This is a genomic window from Pannonibacter anstelovis (assembly GCF_036881715.1).
GTDB classification, from domain to species: Bacteria; Pseudomonadota; Alphaproteobacteria; order Rhizobiales; family Stappiaceae; genus Pannonibacter; species Pannonibacter anstelovis.
The window spans coordinates 1-19383 of record NZ_JBAKBF010000014.1; the positions used below are offsets into that span (position 1 = coordinate 1).

19 protein-coding genes are annotated in these 19383 nt (G+C 60.4%); 12 read left to right on the top strand and 7 right to left on the bottom strand.

What is annotated here, in order from left to right:
* The 4 genes from V6L75_RS18210 to flaF all read left to right on the top strand — a co-directional run.
* Positions 1-465: flagellin (locus tag V6L75_RS18210; protein WP_334252905.1), on the top strand; the 465-nt coding region annotated here is incomplete at its 5' end.
* 265 nt (positions 466-730) lie between these two features.
* The gene (locus tag V6L75_RS18215; RefSeq protein ID WP_334252906.1) at positions 731-2230 is read left to right on the top strand and encodes a flagellin N-terminal helical domain-containing protein; all 1500 of its coding nucleotides are present in this window, start codon (positions 731-733) and stop codon (positions 2228-2230) included.
* Between the two features lie 84 nt (positions 2231-2314).
* Entirely contained in the window at positions 2315-2758 is a 444-nt protein-coding gene (gene flbT, locus V6L75_RS18220; RefSeq protein ID WP_334252907.1) for a flagellar biosynthesis repressor FlbT, read from the top strand.
* Positions 2691-3065, top strand: a complete 375-nt coding sequence (gene flaF / locus V6L75_RS18225; RefSeq protein ID WP_334252908.1) for a flagellar biosynthesis regulator FlaF — start codon at positions 2691-2693, stop codon at positions 3063-3065. Before flbT ends, flaF begins: the two co-directional genes overlap by 68 nt.
* A 250-nt stretch (positions 3066-3315) precedes the next feature.
* Here flaF and V6L75_RS18230 read toward each other — a convergent pair whose 3' ends face one another.
* The 3 genes from V6L75_RS18230 to V6L75_RS18240 form a co-directional block, all read right to left on the bottom strand.
* On the bottom strand, positions 3316-4854 hold the full coding sequence (locus V6L75_RS18230) for a flagellar protein (protein ID WP_334252909.1): 1539 nt from the start codon (positions 4852-4854) through the stop codon (positions 3316-3318).
* Positions 4855-4864: 10 nt separating this feature from the next.
* On the bottom strand, positions 4865-6718 hold the full coding sequence (flgK, locus tag V6L75_RS18235; RefSeq protein WP_334252910.1) for a flagellar hook-associated protein FlgK: 1854 nt from the start codon (positions 6716-6718) through the stop codon (positions 4865-4867).
* Between the two features lie 73 nt (positions 6719-6791).
* Positions 6792-8177, bottom strand: coding sequence for a flagellar hook protein FlgE (locus tag V6L75_RS18240; protein ID WP_334252911.1), 1386 nt, complete (start codon positions 8175-8177; stop codon positions 6792-6794).
* 271 nt (positions 8178-8448) lie between these two features.
* On the opposite strand from V6L75_RS18240, the gene V6L75_RS18245 reads away from it, so the two are divergent.
* The 7 genes from V6L75_RS18245 (at position 8449) to V6L75_RS18275 (ending at position 15538) form a co-directional block, all read left to right on the top strand.
* A complete protein-coding gene (locus V6L75_RS18245) occupies positions 8449-9294 on the top strand; it encodes an AAA family ATPase (protein ID WP_334252912.1) in 846 nt (281 codons plus the stop codon).
* Position 9295: 1 nt separating this feature from the next.
* A complete protein-coding gene (locus V6L75_RS18250; protein ID WP_334252913.1) occupies positions 9296-9868 on the top strand; it encodes a hypothetical protein in 573 nt (190 codons plus the stop codon).
* 88 nt (positions 9869-9956) lie between these two features.
* Entirely contained in the window at positions 9957-10475 is a 519-nt protein-coding gene (locus V6L75_RS18255) for a SixA phosphatase family protein (RefSeq protein ID WP_334252914.1), read from the top strand.
* 69 nt (positions 10476-10544) lie between these two features.
* On the top strand, positions 10545-12068 hold the full coding sequence (locus tag V6L75_RS18260; RefSeq protein ID WP_334252915.1) for a YcjX family GTP-binding protein: 1524 nt from the start codon (positions 10545-10547) through the stop codon (positions 12066-12068).
* Complete coding sequence (locus tag V6L75_RS18265) at positions 12065-13102, top strand: YcjF family protein (RefSeq protein WP_334252916.1); 1038 nt, start codon at positions 12065-12067, stop codon at positions 13100-13102. Before V6L75_RS18260 ends, V6L75_RS18265 begins: the two co-directional genes overlap by 4 nt.
* A 115-nt stretch (positions 13103-13217) precedes the next feature.
* Entirely contained in the window at positions 13218-14309 is a 1092-nt protein-coding gene (gene ppk2 / locus V6L75_RS18270) for a polyphosphate kinase 2 (RefSeq protein WP_334252917.1), read from the top strand.
* A 53-nt stretch (positions 14310-14362) separates the two neighbouring features.
* Complete coding sequence (locus tag V6L75_RS18275) at positions 14363-15538, top strand: vWA domain-containing protein (RefSeq protein ID WP_334252918.1); 1176 nt, start codon at positions 14363-14365, stop codon at positions 15536-15538.
* A gap of 44 nt (positions 15539-15582) precedes the next feature.
* Here the strand turns inward: V6L75_RS18275 and V6L75_RS18280 are convergent, their stop codons facing one another.
* Positions 15583-16014 carry a universal stress protein gene (locus V6L75_RS18280; protein WP_058899414.1) on the bottom strand — a complete coding sequence of 144 codons (432 nt, stop codon included), beginning with the start codon at positions 16012-16014 and terminating at the stop codon, positions 15583-15585.
* A 272-nt stretch (positions 16015-16286) separates the two neighbouring features.
* On the opposite strand from V6L75_RS18280, the gene V6L75_RS18285 reads away from it, so the two are divergent.
* Positions 16287-17510 (top strand): MFS transporter, encoded by a 1224-nt coding sequence (locus V6L75_RS18285; RefSeq protein ID WP_334252919.1) that lies wholly within the window; start codon positions 16287-16289, stop codon positions 17508-17510.
* 389 nt (positions 17511-17899) lie between these two features.
* On the opposite strand, the gene V6L75_RS18290 is transcribed toward V6L75_RS18285, so the two are convergent.
* The 3 genes from V6L75_RS18290 to V6L75_RS18300 all read right to left on the bottom strand — a co-directional run bounded on the left by V6L75_RS18290 (position 17900) and on the right by V6L75_RS18300 (position 19262).
* Entirely contained in the window at positions 17900-18220 is a 321-nt protein-coding gene (locus tag V6L75_RS18290; RefSeq protein WP_334252920.1) for a 2Fe-2S iron-sulfur cluster-binding protein, read from the bottom strand.
* 96 nt (positions 18221-18316) lie between these two features.
* Entirely contained in the window at positions 18317-18688 is a 372-nt protein-coding gene (locus V6L75_RS18295; RefSeq protein WP_019964530.1) for an Hpt domain-containing protein, read from the bottom strand.
* A gap of 268 nt (positions 18689-18956) precedes the next feature.
* Positions 18957-19262, bottom strand: coding sequence for a hypothetical protein (locus V6L75_RS18300; RefSeq protein WP_334252921.1), 306 nt, complete (start codon positions 19260-19262; stop codon positions 18957-18959).
* Positions 19263-19383 lie beyond the last annotated feature (121 nt).

Below are 19383 nucleotides of genomic sequence, written 5' to 3' on the forward strand. Positions count from 1 at the left end.
GAGTTCGTCAAGCGCTTCAACGGCGTCGATGCCTCGTTCAACACCAGTACCGGCAAGCTCACCATCGAAAGTGACGTCTCGCTCAACCTGAAGAGCACAAACGTTGACTTTGCCGCAACGACCTTCACCGCCGACAGCGACGGCGTGAATGTAACGGCAGCAGTGGAATCCGGCTTTGCGACGGATGAGGCGATCAACCAGACCCTCGACAAGCTGAACAACACTCTCTCCGTGTTGCGCTCGCAGGCATCAGAGTTCGGTACCAACCTGTCGACCGTGCAGATCCGTCAGGACTACACCAAGACCATGATCAACACCCTGCAGGAAGGCGCCGGCAAGCTCACCCTCGCCGATACCAACGAGGAAGGTGCAAACCTGCTCGCCCTGCAGACCCGCCAGCAGCTTGCGTCGACATCTTTGTCCTTCGCATCGCAGGCAGATCAGACCGTGCTGTCCCTGTTCTAAGAATCAGTTCACGCACGACTCACAACCTGACAACCAGAAAAGGCCGGGCAAATCGCCCGGCCTTTTTGGCATTTCACCTGGCTCAGTCATCCACACCTTCGGTTTTTCCCCTTTGGACTCAATAGCTTAAAAGAAATCATTTGGTAACCTGTATGACCAAAATCTTAACGGGTGCAAATTGGTTTTACTTTTCGTTAATGATTAATGTCAGAACATTGAGAGCGGGTGTTCACTCGCACCCCATGTAGAGACCGGTGAGCCAGCCATGAGCGACATTGTCCTTTCCAGCGCCGTCAGGGAAAACCTGCTTTCGCTCAAGAATACCGCAGGCCTCATGTCCACGACCCAGAACCGTCTGGCAACGGGACTGAAGGTGAACTCGGCACTCGACAATCCGAATTCTTTCTTCACCGCAGCAGGTCTTAACGACCGGGCAAAGGACCTGAACAACCTGCTCGACAACATGGGACAGGCCGTTCAGACCCTCAAGGCCGCCGATAACGGCATCACTTCGATCACCAAGCTTGTTGAATCGGCAAAGGCCATCGCCAATCAGGCGCTTCAGACCCAAAGTGAGTATGAGCGGAAGATCTATGCCGAGCGCTACAACGCCGTCCTCGAGCAGATCGAGGAAATGGCGAAGGATTCCAGCTACAAGGGCAAGAATCTTCTTGCAGGCGCAGGGAACGAGCTTTCCATCCTGTTCAACGAGGACAGCACTTCGAACCTGAAGGTTCTGCCGGTAGACTTCACCGACACGCAGCTGGAAGATGGCCTGGCGCTGAAGGATCTCGCGACCGGAGCTGGAGCAACGTCGTCATTTGCGCTTGCAAGTGGCACTGGCTCTCTTGATCTGACGGGCCTCCAGGCATCCTCGCAGCTGACCGATCTTGCGTCGTGGAGTGCAGGTGACGTTGTGTCCGTTTCGGATGGTGTCACGACACGCACCTTCACCGTCGGAACGGGCGCAGGTCAGATCAACACAGTTCAAGACTATGTCAACGCGCTGAACAGCCTTGGCGGCGTGAAGGCAACCTTCGACGAAGGAACCGACAAGATCAGCATCACCTCAGGTCTTGGATCAGCCCTGAGCATCAGCAAGAACGCGGCTGGCGGCGGCACGGCGACCAACGGCGGCACGTCCGCAGGCACAACGACACTTGCAACCACGCCGATGACCGCTTCTGCGAAGCTGATCGATTCCGGCACCTATGCTGTGGGTGATGTTCTGAAGATCGTGGACGGCAATGGCTACGAAGCCGCGTCGCTGGAAGTTTCCTCCAGCACGACGGTTGACGACCTTGTGAAGCTGATCAACAGCGTCAAGGGACTGGATGCAGGCTTCTCTGGCGGAACCATCAGTCTTGTTGGCGACATCTCGTTCAATATCGAGAGCACGAACAAAGACTTCAACGTTGCAGCACTGGCGACAACGGACGGCACCGTAAAGCTCACGGCCACCGACTCCGATTTCAAGGATGACACGGACATCGAGCGCACACTGCAGGCCATTAATGGCGCGCTGGACACCTTGCGCTCGACGGCTTCCTCGTTCGGCACGACCCTGTCCACGGTTGAAGTGCGCCAGAAGTTCACGACCCAGCTGGTTAACACCCTTGAAGTCGGTGCCGGCGCTCTTACAATCGCTGACATGAACCAGGAAGGCGCGAACATGCTGGCCCTTCAGACCCGGCAGCAGCTGTCCTCCACGGCTCTGTCACTGGCGAACCAGGCGGACCAGAGCGTTCTCAGCCTTTTCGGTTAGGATTAAGGCTGGTTAAGACTTTATCAGCAATCGTTAACTCTTTGGTGAGTGTTTCTGGGCGATGCTGTTTTGTGGAGGTTGCGCATGGCTCTCAAGGTTGAGCTTAAGCCGGGTGAACGGATTATTGTTGGCGACAGCATCATCACCAACGACAATCAGCGCACACGCCTCTTCATTGAAGGCCAGGCACCAATTCTCCGGGAAAAGGACATCCTGACACCAGCTACAGCAGATTCGCCTGCGAAGCGGATCTATCTGGCTGTGCAGCTGATGTACCTTTCCAAAGATATCGAGAAGATCGAGGACAACTACTTCAGCTTGGTGAATGACATAGTGCAGGCAGCACCAAGCACGATACCTTATGTTACCAAGATCAGTAATTCGATATTGGCTGGTGCCTTCTACAAGGCTCTGAAAGAAGCAAAAAAGCTTATCGAGTACGAGAGGACGCTTATCGGTCATGTACAAGCAGGCAGCACAAGCGTACCAGAAGACAAGCCAGGTAGCGGTTTCCCCGAGGGAGCTTGAGGCAACGCTGCTGATGAAGGCGGCTGCGCGCCTTCAACTGATCAAGGATGAGTGGGAGAACTCATCACTCGCCGAGATCGATGATGCACTCACCTACAATCGCAAGCTCTGGACCATTCTGGTTACTTCGGTGACAAATCCGGAAAACCCCCTGCCCGACCAGATCAAGAACAATATTGCTTCACTCGGAGTGTTCATCTTCAAGCACACGATGGGCTTGCTGGCGGAACCGCATCCGGACAAGCTGAACACGCTGATCTCCATCAACAGGAGCATCGCGGAAGGCCTGCGCGCCCGTCCGGAGTGAAGCCGTCCAGCACAGTGATCGCCACCGTTCAAAGCCGCCCTTGAGGCGGCTTTGCCATGTCTGGCACGGACAATCCGGCACGCAACGCCCGGTCCGCCCGGCGTTGATGCATCCGGCCTGCAACTGCTTTCGAGCTGTCTGAGCATGCCCCGCCCCCACCCCTCAAACGGAACGGATGCGGGGTAACAAGCATGACAAAGCCGCTGCGGATAGCTCCGTCAGCGGCTTTGCAGACCTGACAATGAAGGCGTCAGATATAATCTGCGAGAGACAGCTGCATGACGATGGACGAGGCCCTGTAGGAGGCCTCAATATTCGTCTGCATCTGCAATATCTCGGCAGCGAGCAATTCCTTGTCGACGCCCTCGATCTGATCCACCGTAGTGTTGTAGCCCGACTTGCGGATCTGATGCCTTTCAGCCGTATTCTCGATCGACTTGTAGGCCACGGCAACCTCAGTGGTAATGTCGACGATGCCTGAGCGGTCCGTGTCGGCAGGCTGCAGAATGGCCTTCATGCCATCAGCAAGCGCGCCATAGTACTTCTTGTCCATTGCAGAGTTGGACGAAAAGTCTGCTGAGACAAACGTTGCAAGGGTCTTGACCACATCAGCCAGACCTTGCTCGTTGGCCCGAACACCATAGCCAAGGCTGAGATTGTCATCGACGACAGCCACCTTGTCCTGACGCGGATCAAGTGTCGGCAGGTTTTCCCCCACGTACCAGGACGTTGTCGTGGCGGCCCCGGAGACGACACCCGTTGCCGTATCGAAGGGTGGCCCATCAACACGGTTCGGAACCTGCCCATTGAACGTGTTGAAGAACTCGTTGGCTGCCCACTCATCTGAGGCGGCCCGCAAGCTGATCCCGGCCTCCTGCTGAATCCCGCTCTGAATGGCCGTCCTCAAGTTTGCCGCCGTTTCGGCAAGGTCAGCACCAATGAGGAACTCACCCTCAGCCGCGCTTCCAACTGCCGCCGTCAGTTCGATCTTGGTGGTCTTGCTGCCATCGGGCGGCAGACCAAGTTCAATTGTGATTTTCTCACCTGGCTGCGGCTGGCCAGTGAATTCGATCCCGAAGCTATCGGGATCGGCACCTGCCGGAGGCGTCAGGGTCATATTGCTGAGACTGGAGGTCACGGAACCGATGTCGAAACCGAAGTTATGAGCACCATCCTCCGTAATCGAGAAATCAGAACTGACGGGCACGCCGGCTGCCAGAACGGTGTTGAGGGGCGAAACTGTCAGCCGCCCTTCACTCCCTGCCGGCCCCTTGTTTGCCTGCCAATACTCATTCATCACCTGCTTGAGGCCGGCCTTGCCATCAACACCATCCAGAATCTGAGACATTTCCAGAACCGGATTGGTATTCGCATCGCTGCCACCAAAGAGATAGTGCCCGCCGACTTCTGCATTCAGAAGGCTGATGGCCTCCGTGAGCAGAATCTCGGCTGTCGCCTGAGTACTTGTCTGGCCATCGGCCTGGAGCTGAAAGTTGTTCAGATCCATGGTCGACTTGCTCTCGATCCGCAAGGCTTCAAGGCGCTCAAGATTGAGGTTGAGCGTCTTGATGTGCAGACGGCTCATGGTGATCGTTTCCTCATAGGACTCGATCCGCTCAACCTTCTGCTTCAGCTCCATGCTCAAGAGGCGCTGGTTGCCAACCCCACCATAGGTCGTCGAAACCTTGCCCGTGGCCAACTGGGATGTTTTTTCAGACAGCGTCGAACTGAGCTTGTTGAGCTGCTGGGTCAGATAGCCCCGTGACGTGGTGATCGAACTGATGCCCATTGCCAGCCCCTTAAATCGAGTTCAGCAGCGTTTCGAACATCTCACGGGCCGCCTGCATGACGCGGGCGTTGGACGTGTAAGCGTTCTGAAGCTGAATGAGAAAACCAAGCTCGGCATCCACATCGACGGAGTATTCCTGCTCATGACGGATGGCGAGATTCTGCGTCAACGCGGTATAGGATGCCGCTGCCTGTTTGTCGGTTTGAGCCTGTTCCCCCTGATAGGCGACCACCTGATTGACGAAATCCATGACGGACCCACGGAAAGGATCTCCCTCCGTTCCCAATCCGGTGGATGCAGAGAACGAGAAATTCGTCTTGCTCATGGCATCGACGAGAAACTGGGGCCGGCTGCTGTCCTTGTCCGAGTTTGAGACAGGCGTCGTCTGATAGATGACCAGCTTTGAGCTGTCTTTCGGCAAGGTGGAATTCAGCATGATCGACCGGGCGTAGCCGGCCTTCTGCCCGCCGGACTCCAGGGCGCCAGTGTAGAGCGCCTCTCCAGCCCGTCCGTCGGTGAAGACAGCAAGACCAAGCCCCTCGTTCGAGCTGCCGGTCGCGGTGATGTTTGCCTTGAGTGCCGTCACGGAGGTGTTTGTCGCCGTGTCGCCCAGAATGCGAAGCTGGTCCGAGCCATTATTGGCAACATCCAGATCCGTGGCGCCAAGTGCTGCGATCATCTGGGTGATGTAGGTTGCCGGATTGCCGCTGGAGATATCAATTCCGAAAACCGTATCCGCCGGATCAGCCGTGGTGTTGGCTGCCAGAGGCAGCAGGGCGGGATCCTTCACAGCAACAAAAGTCACCTCGCGCTGAACGCCGCCAGAGTCCTTGTAGCTGAGTGAGACGGTGTTGCCGGACTGAAGCCCGGAGACATCCAGCGTGAAACCGGTTTCAGCACCGGCGGTGGTTGCAGTGCCGGCAACATCCACATTGGAGAAGGCCAGGGAGAGCTGCGATGCAATCTCGTCCAGCTGTGCCTGCGCCTCAACGAGAGTCTCATCCCGCAGATCGGTAAGTGCTATGAGTGAACCGGAGCTGGACGTTCTGCCCAGCTCATGAGTGAGCCCCCCTGGCGTTGTCAGCGTCACCTGATTGCCATTCTGCCCCGGCAGCAGCGTGCTCGCAGGCGTAAAGCTGAGAGTGGACGCCTTGCCGTCACTGAAAAGGCTTTCGCCGTTGTTTGTGGTGATGTTGACCGTATTGTTGTCACCGCGAGTGATGCGAACGTCCAGATAGCCGGTCAGTTGCTCCAGATAACGGTCACGTTCGTCCAGAAGGTCAGCTTCGGAAACGCCTGCTGTCTGGGCCTTGTAGATCTTGGCTTCAACGGCCTCGATCTGCTTGAGGAGCTGATTGACCTCACCTACCTGAGTATCAATCGTCCGGTCGGCTTCCTTGCGCAGATCTTCAAAGGCACGGTAGGCCGAATTCAGTTCCTTGGCCACCAGATTGGCCGTGCTCAACACGTCCTGACGGGCTGCGTAGCTGTCCGGGGAGCTGACAAGTGTCGCGAGGGACGTATTGAGCCTGGACATGAGCGAGGGAAGTGAGGACGAATCCTCAAGCGTTCCCAGCGTGGCGTCCATCTGCTGCGTGTAACTGGCCTTGGTTGTGGAATAGGCCGTGGCTGCACGGCTGTCCCAATAGGCCATCTGGATGGATTCGTTGACCTGACGCTTGATGTCGCTCGACAGAATGCCGGAGACATTGCCATCCTTGTCGAAGTAGACGTTGGCCTCAATCCGCTTGGCCGTATAGCCTTCGGTCTTGGCATTGGCCACATTGGCCGCAGTCAGATCGATCTGCTTCTGATTGTAAGACAGACCGAACAATGCCGTATTGAGTGCCGATGTCAGACCCATTGTGTGCCCCCGAAATCCTTTGGAAGCGGCGGCGCACCTTCCTGGGCGCCGCCTGTAAGATCAGCCAGCCAGATCAGCGGATCATGTTGAGAGCATCGCTCAGCATCTGGTCAGACGAGGTGATGACCTTGGAATTGGCCGAATAGGCCTGCTGCGTGATGATCAGCTTGGAAAATTCGGTCGCGATATCCGAGTTCGAAGATTCCAGGTTGTTGGCGAGAACAGCCCCGCCTTCACCAAACTCAGGCTCACCAGAGCTTGGCGTTGCGGCAAAGGCCGCACCATCCACACGGCGCAAGTTCTGTTCCGCCTTGAAGGTGGCAATCGGAATTTCGTAGACTGCGCGCTGCTGATTGTTGGAGTAGGACGCGGTCACGCGCCCCGCTTCATCAATGGACAGGCTCACCACCTGACCGGCGGGATAACCGTTCTGCTGGATATCAAGGCTGCTGACGATACCGGCATCATCGTTGAACTGTGTCAGGGAGCCATTGTCGAAGGACAGCTCCACGTTGCCAGCATTGACGCCGCCAACAGTCAAGCCGCTGATCGTGAAACTGGTGGCCGTCGCTGTGTTTGGTGCGGCAGCAGTCAAAGTGTTCATGACACCCGACGCTGTGAAGTTCACTTCACCCACGCGGCTCCAGGAAACAGCGGTCGCGGGGGTTGTTGCACCCGTATTGTAATAAAGGTTCCAGGTGTTGGCCGAGGTCTGCGCCCAGCGCAGAGACACGCTCACCGGAGCGCCATTGGCGTCATAGACGGTCTTCGAGCCGCCGGAAATGGACGAGTCCACAAAGGCCTGATCATCGGCAACGGTGATATCGGAGGTGTTCGTGATCGACGTAGAGCCGCCCGTCTGCAGGAACTGGCTGCCCGGAGCATTTTGTGCGGCAACGGCACGATTGGTCTTCGGAACAGTCGGCAGGTTGGCCTGATAGGTCATTTCCGTCGTTGCCTTCGACGGCATCGGCTTGTCATCAATCTGGATCACCCCGGGAGCATCACCAATGGCGTTTCCGGTCAGCGGATCCAGCGGAAAGCCTTTCAGATAGTAACCGGAGCTGTTGACGAGATAGCCGTTCTCATCGCGTTCAAAGTCGCCGGCGCGGGAATAGAATTGGGTATCCGCGAAGGTGGTCTTGCCGTCCACCACATCTGCCGCCTGCGTCACGACGAAATAGCCCGGACCGTTGATGGCCATGTAGGTATCAACCTGAGACTGGATGATCGGTCCGGCTACGGTGTTGGTCGCGCGCGAGGTCGCAGCGGTAGTACCGCTCTGCTGGCTGGCCTGCGTGCCGCCGCCGCCACCGGCAACCATTTCTGCGAACGTGGTATCGAGACGCTTGAAGCCTACGGTCTGAGAGTTGGCGACGTTACCGGAGATGTTTTCCAGCGCCCTGGACTGCGCCGTCAGACCGGAGATTGCCGCGTTGATAGCCCCGTAAATACCCATTTTGAATCCTCGTGAGCACTAGAACCCGAAGGTTTTCCTGCCCACCCATCGCAAAGGGTGTGCCACATTACGAAATCAGGTTTATGCATTTGAATTATCTATATTTTCCAACCTGAGCGGGAGCGCTCCGGCAGAAGAAGGCCGGAACTTTCCTGCCGGGAAGGGAAGAAAATGCCGGGCGCAACCGGCAATTCCGTCCCCATCCGGCAAAGCTTGCATGGTGACGGGCACACCCCTACTCTGCCCGCAGCAATCAGTTTGCGAGGCACGCATGCGCTTTGAGGGAACACGGGACTACATCGCCACGGACGATCTGCGGGTGGCGGTCAATGCGGCAGTCGCGCTGGAGCGGCCGCTTCTGGTAAAGGGCGAACCGGGCACGGGCAAGACAGTGCTGGCACATGAGGTTGCCAGGGCTCTGGGCGCTCCGCTGCTGGAATGGCACGTGAAGTCAACCACCAAGGCGCAGCAGGGCCTTTATGAATACGACGCCGTCTCACGCCTCAGGGACAGCCAGCTGGGCGACGAGAGGGTGCGGGACATCCGCAACTACATCCGCAAAGGCAAGTTGTGGGAAGCCTTTGAGAGCCCGGTAAAGCCGGTGCTTCTCATCGACGAAATCGACAAGGCCGACATAGAATTCCCCAATGACCTCCTGCAGGAACTCGACCGGATGGAATTCTTCGTCTACGAGACCGGCGAAGTGGTGAAGGCCCGCCAGCGGCCGGTGGTGATCATCACCTCCAACAACGAGAAGGATCTGCCGGACGCCTTCCTGCGCCGCTGCTTCTTCCACTACATCCGCTTCCCGGACCGGGAGACCATGGCGGAAATCGTTGCCGTGCATTTTCCCGGCCTCAAGGACAAGCTGCTGCGTGAGGCTCTGACCCTCTTCTACGATATCCGCGACGTAGCGGGCCTGAAGAAGAAGCCCTCAACCTCGGAGCTGATCGACTGGATCAAGCTGCTGCTCAACGAGGACATCGATGCTGACGCCCTGCGCGAGCGCGACCCGCGCAAGCTTGTGCCGCCGCTGCATGGAGCCTTGCTCAAGAACGAGCAGGACGTGCATCTCTTTGAACGCCTGGCCTTCATGACCCGGCGGGAGCAGCGCTGACATGACCTTCATGGCGGCTCTGACAAGACGGCGCCGCGTCGCGGCAATTTCTGCCGTGCTGGCTTTTGCCCCGGCGGGCCTGCCTGTGTCCGCCCAGACCCCTGTTCCGTCCGTGCAGAACGAGTACGAAGCCGGGTGGATCAATGATGCCCAAGGCATGCGCCACTTTACTGGCTTCCGCTGCCCGAACGAGGTGGGCACAATGACCCGCTCGAAGGTGCTGCCCACTGTCAATACCCGGATTGCCAGCTGCATCTATGTGGACGAAACAGCTGGCATTCAGGTGGTGGTCAGCGCCTTTCTACAAGGCACAGCGCGGCGTGAAGCGGGAAAATTCAAAACTGGGTACGAGGCTGCGGGCTACAAGGAGCTTGCTCTCTCCGGCATTGCCGCCAGTGGCATTACCTTCACCACCGGGGGCAACGAGAGCCGCATGCTCTGCGAGACCTTGTGGCCCATGTCAGGCAAGAATGCCGACTACACCGTCTGGATCCACTATTCCCTGCCCTTCCACGAGAAGGCTGTCGAGCCTGCCTTTAACGCAGTGGTGGAGATGCTGAAGGCACAGAACTGAATTCCTGCGTGGAACCACAGGGCTGCCTTGCCAGAAGCTCCTGCACCCCTCAGGATGGCCTCGACACACGCCAACCGGAGACACGCCCTTGCCGCGACTGCTGCTTCTGCGCCATGCCAAATCCGACTGGAGCACGCCTGGGCTTCATGACCATGACCGCCCGCTCAATGCACGGGGCGAGGATGCCGCCAGACGGATGGCGCGCTGGATTGCAGAAGAAGGCCTCAAGCCGGATCTCATTCTCTGCTCCACCGCCCTGCGCACCCGCATGACGCTGGCCGCCCTGCTGCCGGTGTTAGGCCACGAGATGGAAATCCGTCTTACGCGGCGCATCTACGGGACGAGCGAGAGTGATTACATCAGCTTCCTGCGTGATGAGGGCGGTGAGGCGGAAACCCTGATGCTGATCGCCCACAATCCGGCTACCCACGATACGGCCTGCGAACTGGCCATTCCCGGCTCCGGCATTGGCTGGGCAGCGCTGGAAACCAAGTTCCCGACCGGTGCTCTCGCGGTGCTGGAAAGCCCCGCAGCCTCCTGGTCTGGCCTGCTGCCGCTGAGTTGCACCTTGCAGCATTTCATTCAGCCGCGCCTTCTGCCGGAGTGATCCGCTCTCGGGCACATTTGCGCAAGGGCTCCGGCCTTCCCATATGAAGGCCGGAGACACAGGACAGACATGAAGCTCATTTCCCTTGCCGATGAGGCGCTTCTGGCGCTGGAGAACCTTGCCGAGAGCGCATCCGGTCTTGGCGTGCCCACTCTGCGGCTGGGCGTCACCGGCCTTGCAAGGGCGGGCAAGACCGTATTCATCACCGCCCTCGTTCACAATCTGCTGCATGGCGGGCGCCTGCCCCTGTTCGATGCGGCAGCCGGACGGCGCATCACCCGTGTCTCCCTGCAGCCACAACCGGATGATGCCGTGCCGCGCTTTGACTATGAAGCGCATGTGGACGCGCTGGTGAAGGAGCGGATCTGGCCTCTGTCCACCCGGCAGGTGTCGGAACTGCGGCTGACTGTCGAATATGAGTCTGCGTCCTTCCTTACCCGCAAGCTCGGGCGCGGCAAGCTGCATCTCGACATCATCGATTATCCCGGCGAATGGCTGCTCGACCTGCCGCTGCTGACCAAAGACTACCGCCAGTTCAACGCCGAAGCACTGGTGCTTGCCCGCTCGCCTGCGCGTGCTTCTGTGGCTTCTCCCTATCTTTCAGAGCTGGCACGGCATGATCCAGCTGCCCCTGAAAGCGAGAGCGATGCACGAGCGCTGGCAAAGGCCTTTACCGCCTATCTGGCCGGCTGCCGGGCTGAGGAGCATGCCCTTTCCATGCTGCCGCCGGGCCGCTTCCTGATGCCGGGTGACCTTGACGGCTCGCCCGCCCTCACCTTCGCCCCGCTGGCCCTGCCGGAGGGCGGACAGGCTCCGGCAGGCTCGCTCTGGGCCATGATGGAACGGCGTTACGAGGCCTATCGCAAGCATGTGGTGCGGCCGTTCTTCCGCGATCATTTCGCCCGGCTCGACCGGCAAATCGTGCTGGTGGACGCGCTGCAGGCGCTGAACGCCGGACCTGACGCCCTGCGTGATCTGGAGACGGCGCTGGGGCAGGTCCTCACCTCCTTCCGCCCCGGCAAGGCAAGCTGGCTAGCCTCGATCCTCACCCGCCGGATCGACCGCATTCTCTTTGCTGCCACCAAGGCCGACCACCTGCACAGGGACGATCACGACCGGCTGGAAACCATCCTGAAACGGCTGGTGACGCGTGGCATCGAGCATGCCGAATTCAGCGGCGCACAAGTCGACGTACTGGCACTCGCCGCCGTCCGGGCCACCCGCGAAGCCACTGTGCGCCACGCAGGCGAGGAGCTTCCCGCCATCCTTGGCACTCCACTTCCAGGCGAGCGCGTAAACGGCGAAAGCTTCGATGGAAAGACGGAAATCGCCATGTTTCCCGGTGACTTACCATCAGATCCGGAATCACTTTTCCAATCACTTGAATCAGATTCTGCGAGAGCTCATGGCGTTGAATCTGAATCACAAGATGAAGCACATGCACGCCTTGATTCTTCGCATGAAGATGACCTGCGCTTCGTGCGCTTCCGCCCGCCGCATCTGGAGCGGACTGCCGAAGGGCTGACGCTGTCCCTGCCCCACATCCGGCTGGACCGGGCGCTCAACTTCCTGATCGGAGACCGCATCGCATGAGCGAGGAGACCCGCAAGCCCCGCCGCCCCACGGCCTTCCGCCTTGACGACGAGCGGGTGCGCTTTGACGATGGCTCGCTCGGCGCGCCCTTGCGCAACGAAGCCCGCATCGTGCCCAGCGGTGAGCCGGAGGAAGACGCCCTTCTGCCCGCCGAACCGCGCTCCTCCCCGCTGCGCTTCGGACGCTGGCTGGCGGGCGGCCTTTTCGGCCTTGCCATGCTCGCTCTTGGCCTCTCTGTGGATGCGCTGATCCGTGATCTTTTTGCCCGCACCGACTGGCTGGGCTGGATGGGCCTGGCCCTCACTGCGCTGGCTGTTGTCGGTTTCCTCGGGCTGGCAGTGCGGGAGGTCATCGGCCTGATGCGCCTGTCCCGCATCACCCACCTGCGGCAGGCGTTGGCCGATGCAGCGGAAGCCGATGATGCCAAGGCCGCCCGCGCGGCGCTGACGGACCTCATCGAACTCTACAAGGACCGGCCCGAGACTGCCCGTGGCCGCGCCGCACTCAAGGCGCATATGGCCGAAGTCATCGATGGGCGCGACCTGGTGGTGCTGGCCGAACGCGAGATCCTGGCGCCGCTGGATGCTGCCGCCCGGCGCATCGTCAGTGACAGCGCCAAACGCGTCTCCGTCATCACCGCCGTCAGCCCGCGAGCGGCGCTTGATCTCGTCGTGGTGCTGTCGGAGAACATCCGCATCATCCGCCGCCTCTCCGCGCTTTATGGCGGACGGCCCGGCACCGCCGGTTTTCTGCGCCTCGCTCGGCAGGTGGGCACGCATCTTGCCGTCACCGGCGGCATGGCGGCGGGCGACAGCCTCATCTCGCAGGTGCTGGGCCATGGTCTTGCCGCCAAGCTCTCGGCGCGGCTGGGCGAAGGCGTCATCAATGGCCTGCTGACCGCCCGCATCGGCGTTGCGGCGACAGACGTTTGCCGCCCCGCCCCCTTCATCGGTCAGCGCGGCCCGCGCATTTCGGATTTTCTGTCCGAACTGACCCGCAGCAGCGCGGACGTGAAGGACGGCAAGGCGGAATGACCGGTTTGGCAACCCGTCCTTGAAAGGACTTGCACTTTTCCCTTGATCACGGTCAAGGCATCACTTGATCTTTCTGTTAGCCTGCTTCGGTTGAAATGGCTGAGGAGGCAAGCCCATGGACGATCGCACTGTAACCCGCAAGCCGCACGGCACCCGCACCGCGCCCGCTACGGATGCAGTTCTCCCGGTGACGGCAGACAAGGCCGAGACAGCACCTGTGACCGTTGCAGAGATGCCGGCAGAGACGCTTGCGGCACCGCAGCCGGAGACAGAACCTGCCGCGGCAGCGGCCCCTGAACCGGCCGTTGCCCCGGTTGCCGCCACGCCGCGCAAAACCCTGGCCGAATTGCGCCACGACCCGGCAGCGATCCACGAGCTGTTTGAAAGCGGCACCTATCCCTACGCCAGTCCCATGCGCCGGGAGCCTTATGAGCAGCGCAAGGCAAAGCTTCAGGCCGAGTTGCTGAAGGCGCAGCGCTGGATCAAGGAAACCGGCCAGCGCGTCGTCATCCTCTTCGAAGGCCGCGACGCAGCTGGCAAGGGCGGCACGATCAAGCGCTTCATGGAACACCTGAATCCGCGCGGCGCCACCGTGGTCGCCCTGCAGAAGCCGACCGAGCAGGAAGTCACACAGTGGTATTTCCAGCGCTACATCAACCATCTCCCCTCCGGCGGCGAAATGGTGCTGTTCGACCGCTCCTGGTACAACCGGGCGGGCGTGGAACGCGTCATGGGCTTTTGCAGCGCTAGCCAGTATCTGGAGTTCATGCGCCAGTGCCCGGAGATCGAGCGCATGATGGTGCGCGACGGCATCCACCTGTTCAAATACTGGTTCTCCGTCAGCCGCGAAGAGCAGCGCCGCCGCTTCATGGAGCGCCAGACCGACCCGCTGAAGCAGTGGAAGCTCTCCCCCATCGACATTGCCTCGCTCGACAAGTGGGACGACTACACCGAGGCGAAGGAGGCGATGTTCTTCTACACCGACACCGCCGATGCGCCCTGGACCATCATCAAGTCCGATGACAAGAAGCGCGCCCGGCTGAACTGCATGGAGCATTTCCTCAATTCCCTGCCCTATCCGGACAAGGACACGCATCTCGTCGGCGAGCCGGACCCGCTGATCGTAGGGGCCGCCCATCACGTCATCCGCCACGACAGCCATGTGCTGGGCAAGACACTGCATCCCGAGATGAAGCCGGGCGGATGACCGGTTCCAAAAGCAATATCGACAGGCGTGATGGACAAGCCTAACTTCGGGCCATGTTCATCACGTTCTTCTCTGAGCTGAAAAGTGCCGGCGTGCCGGTCTCCCTGCGGGAGTATCTCGATCTGATGCGTGCGCTGGAGATGGATCTGGCCGGGCGGCGGGTTGAGGACTTCTATTATCTCGCCCGCGCCGCGCTGGTGAAGGACGAGAGCAACCTCGACCGCTTCGACCGCATCTTTTCGCAGGTTTTCAAGGGTCTCGACCTCCTCTCCGATGCCCCGCAGGCGGAGATCCCTGAGGAGTGGCTGCGCAAGCTCGCCGAAAAGCACCTCACCGAAGAGGAAAAGGCGCTGATCGAGAGCCTTGGTGGCTTCGACAAGCTGATGGAGACGCTGAAGCAGCGGCTGGAAGAGCAGAAGGAGCGCCATCAGGGCGGCAGCAAGTGGATCGGCACGGCCGGCACCTCACCTTTCGGGGCCTATGGCTATAACCCGGAAGGTATCCGCATCGGCCAGGCCGAAAGCCGGCACCGGCGCGCCGTCAAGGTCTGGGACAAGCGCGAGTTCAAGGATCTCGACGATACGGTTGAACTGGGCACCCGCAACATCAAGGTCGCGCTGAAGCGCCTGCGCCGCTTTGCCCGCACGGGTGCTGCCGATGAGCTGGATCTCGACGGCACCATCCGCGCCACCGCTCACAAGGGCCTGCTCGACGTGAAGATGCGGCCAGAACGGCGCAACGCGGTGAAGGTGCTGCTGTTCTTCGACATCGGCGGCTCGATGGACGACCACATCCGCATCTGCGAGGAGCTGTTTTCCGCCGCCCGGTCAGAGTTCAAGGTGATGGAGCATTTCTACTTCCACAACTGCCTCTACGAGCATGTGTGGAAGGAAAACCGCCGCCGCCATTCCGAGCGCATGCCCACCATGGACGTGCTGCACAAGTACCCGGCGGATTACAAGGTGATCTTCGTCGGCGATGCCTCGATGAGCCCCTATGAAATCGCATATCCGGGCGGGTCGGTGGAGCACTGGAACGAGGAGGCCGGCGCCGTCTGGATGCAGCGGATCACCGGCCTCTACAGCCGTGCCGCCTGGCTCAATCCGGTGCCGGAAGCCCACTGGGACTACACCCATTCCATCCGCATGATGCGCGAACTGATGGGCGGGCGCATGTATCCCATGACCCTCGAAGGCCTGACGGACGCCATGCGGGATCTGGCGCGGTAGGGGCGCTCTCCGGCGAACGCGGAAAACGCCCGATCACCGCTGCCTCACTTGTCCGGACGCAGCACCAGCACCGAGCAGGGAGCGTGGCGGACCACATGGGCGGCGTTGGAGCCGATGAGATAGGTGGCAAGGCCCGGACGATGTGATTCCATCACGATGAGACCCGCCTTGATGAAGCGAGCTTCCTCGATGATCTCGTGATAGACGCTGCCGCTGCGCACCACCCCCGAGACACGCCCGTCCGCCAGTCCCATGCCCTTGGCCAGATCTTCCAGCATGGCACGGGTCTCGCCCATGGCCTTGCTCTCGAAATCCTCCGGCAGGTAACTGGCGATGAAGCCCTGAGTCTGCGCCAGAACCGCGACGAGGCGGACCTTGCTGCCATAGTCATTGGCAAAGCGTGCCGCAGCCTCCAGAGCCGGGGCGGAAAACTTCGGTTCAGCCGGATCCACCGGGACCAGAATGGTGTCGAACATGGCACGTCTCCTCTTCGCGTATCGTTGAGCCAAGAGAAGCTTGCATTCCGGCCAGGCTTCCTGCGTTGAGGAAGATCAAGAATTCCCGCAGCTTTTCGAGGAAATCCTGCCCGCAGACGGCAAAACCGGGCAAGCCGGGTCATTTTGCCGAATACATGGTTCCGGCCTTTGCTGACCTTGCGCAGGAGCGCCGGATCTGTGCCTTGTAAGAACCGCTGCCCCGCCGCTGAAGACGGGCGCAAGATATCCTTCCCCTTCTGGCATGGCCGATCATGAGCTTCTTCACGAAAACCGCAGACCCGATGACCGCAACCGGCTGGCGCTCGCCGCTGATGCTGCTGATGCTCATGGCCGGGGCGATGCAGCTGTCCTTTGCCGGCTGGTGGAACCTCGTGAACAATTTCGCCGTGCACGAACTCGCGTTCAGTGGACGCGAGATCGGCATCCAGCAGTCGATCCGCGAGATTCCCGGCTTTCTCGCCTTTACCGCCGTCTATCTGCTGCTGGTGATGCGCGAGCAGACGCTGGCCTATGTCTCCCTCGCCTTCCTCGGGCTCGGCGTTGCGGCCACCGGCTATTTCCCGTCAGCCATGGGCTTCTACCTGACAACCTTCATCATGTCGGTAGGCTTTCATTATTACGAGACCATGGCCCAGTCCCTGTCGCTGCAATGGCTGCCCAAGGCGACGGCGGCGGCCGGCATGGGCAAGATCCTTGCCGTGGGCGCCTTCGCGCAGCTGATCGCCTATTCGCTGATCCTCGTCGGCTGGAAGGCTTTTGAGCTCAGCTTCACCACTGTCTTTCTCATTTCCGGCCTGACAACCTTCGTGGCACTGGCCGCGCTTCTCGTCATCTTCCCGCGTTTCCGCGAAGGAGTGCCGCAGCACAAGAAGCTGGTGCTGCGCAAGCGCTACTGGCTCTATTACGCACTCACCTTCATGGCCGGTGCGCGGCGGCAGATCTTCACGGTCTTTGCCGGCTTCCTGATGGTGGAGCGCTTCGGCTATGACGTGCATGAGGTAGCCGGTCTTTTCCTGATCAACGGCCTCATCAACATGCTGATCGCACCGAAGATCGGCGCCATGATCGTGCGCATAGGCGAACGCCGGTCGCTGGCGATCGAATATTCAGGGCTCTTCTGTGTCTTCGTGGGCTATGCCTTCGTCAGCAATCCGCATGTGGCGGCAGGCCTCTACGTGATCGATCACATGTTCTTCGCCATCGCCATTGCCATGCGCACCTATTTTCAGAAGATCGCCGACCCTGCCGACATCGCCCCCACTGCGGGCGTAGCCTTCACGATCAACCACATCGCTGCGGTCTTCATTCCGGTGATCTTTGGCCTGCTCTGGCTGGTGTCCCCAGCGGCCGTGTTCATCGTGGGAGCCGCCATGGCCCTTGTCAGCCTTGCCCTTTCCCGCCTCATCCCGCTCAACCCGGATGCCGGCAACGAGGTGGACCTCCCCTGGCGGCGCACGCTCCGCCCGGCGGAGTGAGGGCGGAGTAAGGCCGGGAGTACATCCGGAGAAGGGCCCGCTGGGCACACTGCCTGCCGAACCCAGCGCGCCGCCCCAGCCTTGAGCCAGGGCCCCAACTCGGCAAAATATCTGAGCCGGCGGCGCTCTGCGTCCATCACAGGCCCCGGCACAAGGCCGGGGCGGCGCGGAGAATTAGCGCCTCCATAAACAAAACGGCAGGCCTCAGGCCTGCCGCTGCACTCTCGCTGCCGGGCAGGCCTCAGGCCTGCCGCTGCACTCTCGCTGCCGGGCAGGCCTCAGGCCTGCCGCTGCACTCCCGCTTCCGGGCAGACCTCAGGCCTGCCGCTGCACTCCCGCTTCCGGGCAGGCCTCAGGCCTGCCGCTGCACTCCCGCTTCCGGGCAGACCTCAGGCCTGCCGCTCCGGCACATGCACAACGATGCCATCGAGGTCATCGCTCATCTTGATCTGGCAGGACAGGCGCGAGTTGGGCTTCACGTCATAGGCGAAGTCCAGCATGTCCTCTTCCATCGGATCGGGAGAGCCGGTGCGGCCGGTCCAGGCTTCGTCAACATAGACATGGCACGTGGCGCAGGCGCAGGCCCCGCCACATTCGGCCTCGATGCCAGGGACCATGTGTTTGATGGCGCTTTCCATGACGGTGGCGCCGCTTGAGGCCTCCACATCATGGCGGGCACCGTCAGCGGTGATGAATGTGATTTTCGGCATGATGATCGCGTCCATCCTGCGGGGGAAGTTTGATCCACACGACATAAAGGTTCGGACGCAAAGGTCAAGAACCGCACACGCGGCAAACGGGCGGGATCAGCCCTCGATCAGTTCGCGGATGAAATCATTCGTCTCGCCCACGAGGCTGACGAGCGTCAGGAAGGCAGGAGAACTGCCCTCCCGCAGTTCCTCTTCTACCGTATCACAGACATCTGCCAGCCGCAGCGCTCCGATGCCGCGCGCCGAGCCCTTGAGGCTGTGCACCAGATCGGCCTGGTGCTGGCGGTCATCAGCAGCGGAGAGTTCGCTGATCAGCGTTTTGGAGCGGGCAAGGAAAAGCTTGAGAACCTCCTGCTGGAGTTCCCGGTTACCAAGGGTGTTCGTTGCAAGCTGCGCAAGATCGATCGGGGCATGCCCCCCGTGCCGGACAAAGCGGTCCGTGCTGCCCTTGCTGGCCATATTCGCCATCCCAGCCACCCCGTTACTCAAATACACAGGCCGGGGCGAGACCCGGCTTCCTCAGGCTTGTTACCCGAATGAATGCCCGCCTGTCCGCAAAGGTGAGGTTAAGATCCCCAGCTCAAACCGTTGCCAATCCGCCTCTCTGCGCAACAAAGTGAATCTTTGGTTAACGCAGATAAACGAATTTTAGATATCCGCGCAGGCAAGCCTCCACCATCCCAGGCCGCGGACGCACAGCTGTCCCAAGATGGCAGGCCGTTGCAGCCGGCAGTGACTATTTGCCGGAGGCGGCGATGACGGCCTTGCGTCCCGCATCCGTCAGGCGGCAGACGAGCCAGTCCGGCTTGATTGGGTTGGAAAACCAAGGCTCTGCCCAGCCTGCAGCCATGCAGGCGCGGATTGTGGCAGGGGGAATTGAGCGGCCCTCATCGTCAAAAAGTGGAAGTTTTCCACCGGCCTGCGCCAAGCCTCTGGCAAGCCACTTGAGCTGTGCCGCAGAGGGCTTTTTCGCACCAGCTGCCTCAGGTGCGGTGGTGTCCGCAGGCCCGCCCGAGGACGATCTTACGTTGCGTTGACTCATGGCTTCACCACCTCCGGCAGACTGACTCACAATGGCGTTTCTTGTTCCTTAACGCAGATTGTGCCATTACGTTGTCTGATGCGGCAAGATGGGGAAAAGGCCGCCTGACTCAGCGTCAGGC

Bases quoted from the DNA above. Each gene is read 5' to 3' on its own strand.
- V6L75_RS18265 (WP_334252916.1), top strand. From the start codon at position 12,065: ATGAGCGAGGAGACCCGCAAGCCCCGCCGCCCCACGGCCTTCCGCCTT.
- V6L75_RS18230 (WP_334252909.1), bottom strand. From the start codon at position 4,854: ATGGGCATCAGTTCGATCACCACGTCACGGGGCTATCTGACCCAGCAG.
- flbT (WP_334252907.1), top strand. From the start codon at position 2,315: ATGGCTCTCAAGGTTGAGCTTAAGCCGGGTGAACGGATTATTGTTGGC.
- V6L75_RS18250 (WP_334252913.1), top strand. From the start codon at position 9,296: ATGACCTTCATGGCGGCTCTGACAAGACGGCGCCGCGTCGCGGCAATT.
- ppk2 (WP_334252917.1), top strand. From the start codon at position 13,218: ATGGACGATCGCACTGTAACCCGCAAGCCGCACGGCACCCGCACCGCG.
- V6L75_RS18300 (WP_334252921.1), bottom strand. From the start codon at position 19,262: ATGAGTCAACGCAACGTAAGATCGTCCTCGGGCGGGCCTGCGGACACC.
- flaF (WP_334252908.1), top strand. From the start codon at position 2,691: ATGTACAAGCAGGCAGCACAAGCGTACCAGAAGACAAGCCAGGTAGCG.
- V6L75_RS18295 (WP_019964530.1), bottom strand. From the start codon at position 18,688: ATGGCGAATATGGCCAGCAAGGGCAGCACGGACCGCTTTGTCCGGCAC.
- V6L75_RS18245 (WP_334252912.1), top strand. From the start codon at position 8,449: ATGCGCTTTGAGGGAACACGGGACTACATCGCCACGGACGATCTGCGG.
- V6L75_RS18285 (WP_334252919.1), top strand. From the start codon at position 16,287: ATGAGCTTCTTCACGAAAACCGCAGACCCGATGACCGCAACCGGCTGG.
- flgK (WP_334252910.1), bottom strand. From the start codon at position 6,718: ATGGGTCTGACATCGGCACTCAATACGGCATTGTTCGGTCTGTCTTAC.
- V6L75_RS18275 (WP_334252918.1), top strand. From the start codon at position 14,363: ATGTTCATCACGTTCTTCTCTGAGCTGAAAAGTGCCGGCGTGCCGGTC.
- V6L75_RS18290 (WP_334252920.1), bottom strand. From the start codon at position 18,220: ATGCCGAAAATCACATTCATCACCGCTGACGGTGCCCGCCATGATGTG.
- V6L75_RS18215 (WP_334252906.1), top strand. From the start codon at position 731: ATGAGCGACATTGTCCTTTCCAGCGCCGTCAGGGAAAACCTGCTTTCG.
- V6L75_RS18260 (WP_334252915.1), top strand. From the start codon at position 10,545: ATGAAGCTCATTTCCCTTGCCGATGAGGCGCTTCTGGCGCTGGAGAAC.
- V6L75_RS18280 (WP_058899414.1), bottom strand. From the start codon at position 16,014: ATGTTCGACACCATTCTGGTCCCGGTGGATCCGGCTGAACCGAAGTTT.
- V6L75_RS18240 (WP_334252911.1), bottom strand. From the start codon at position 8,177: ATGGGTATTTACGGGGCTATCAACGCGGCAATCTCCGGTCTGACGGCG.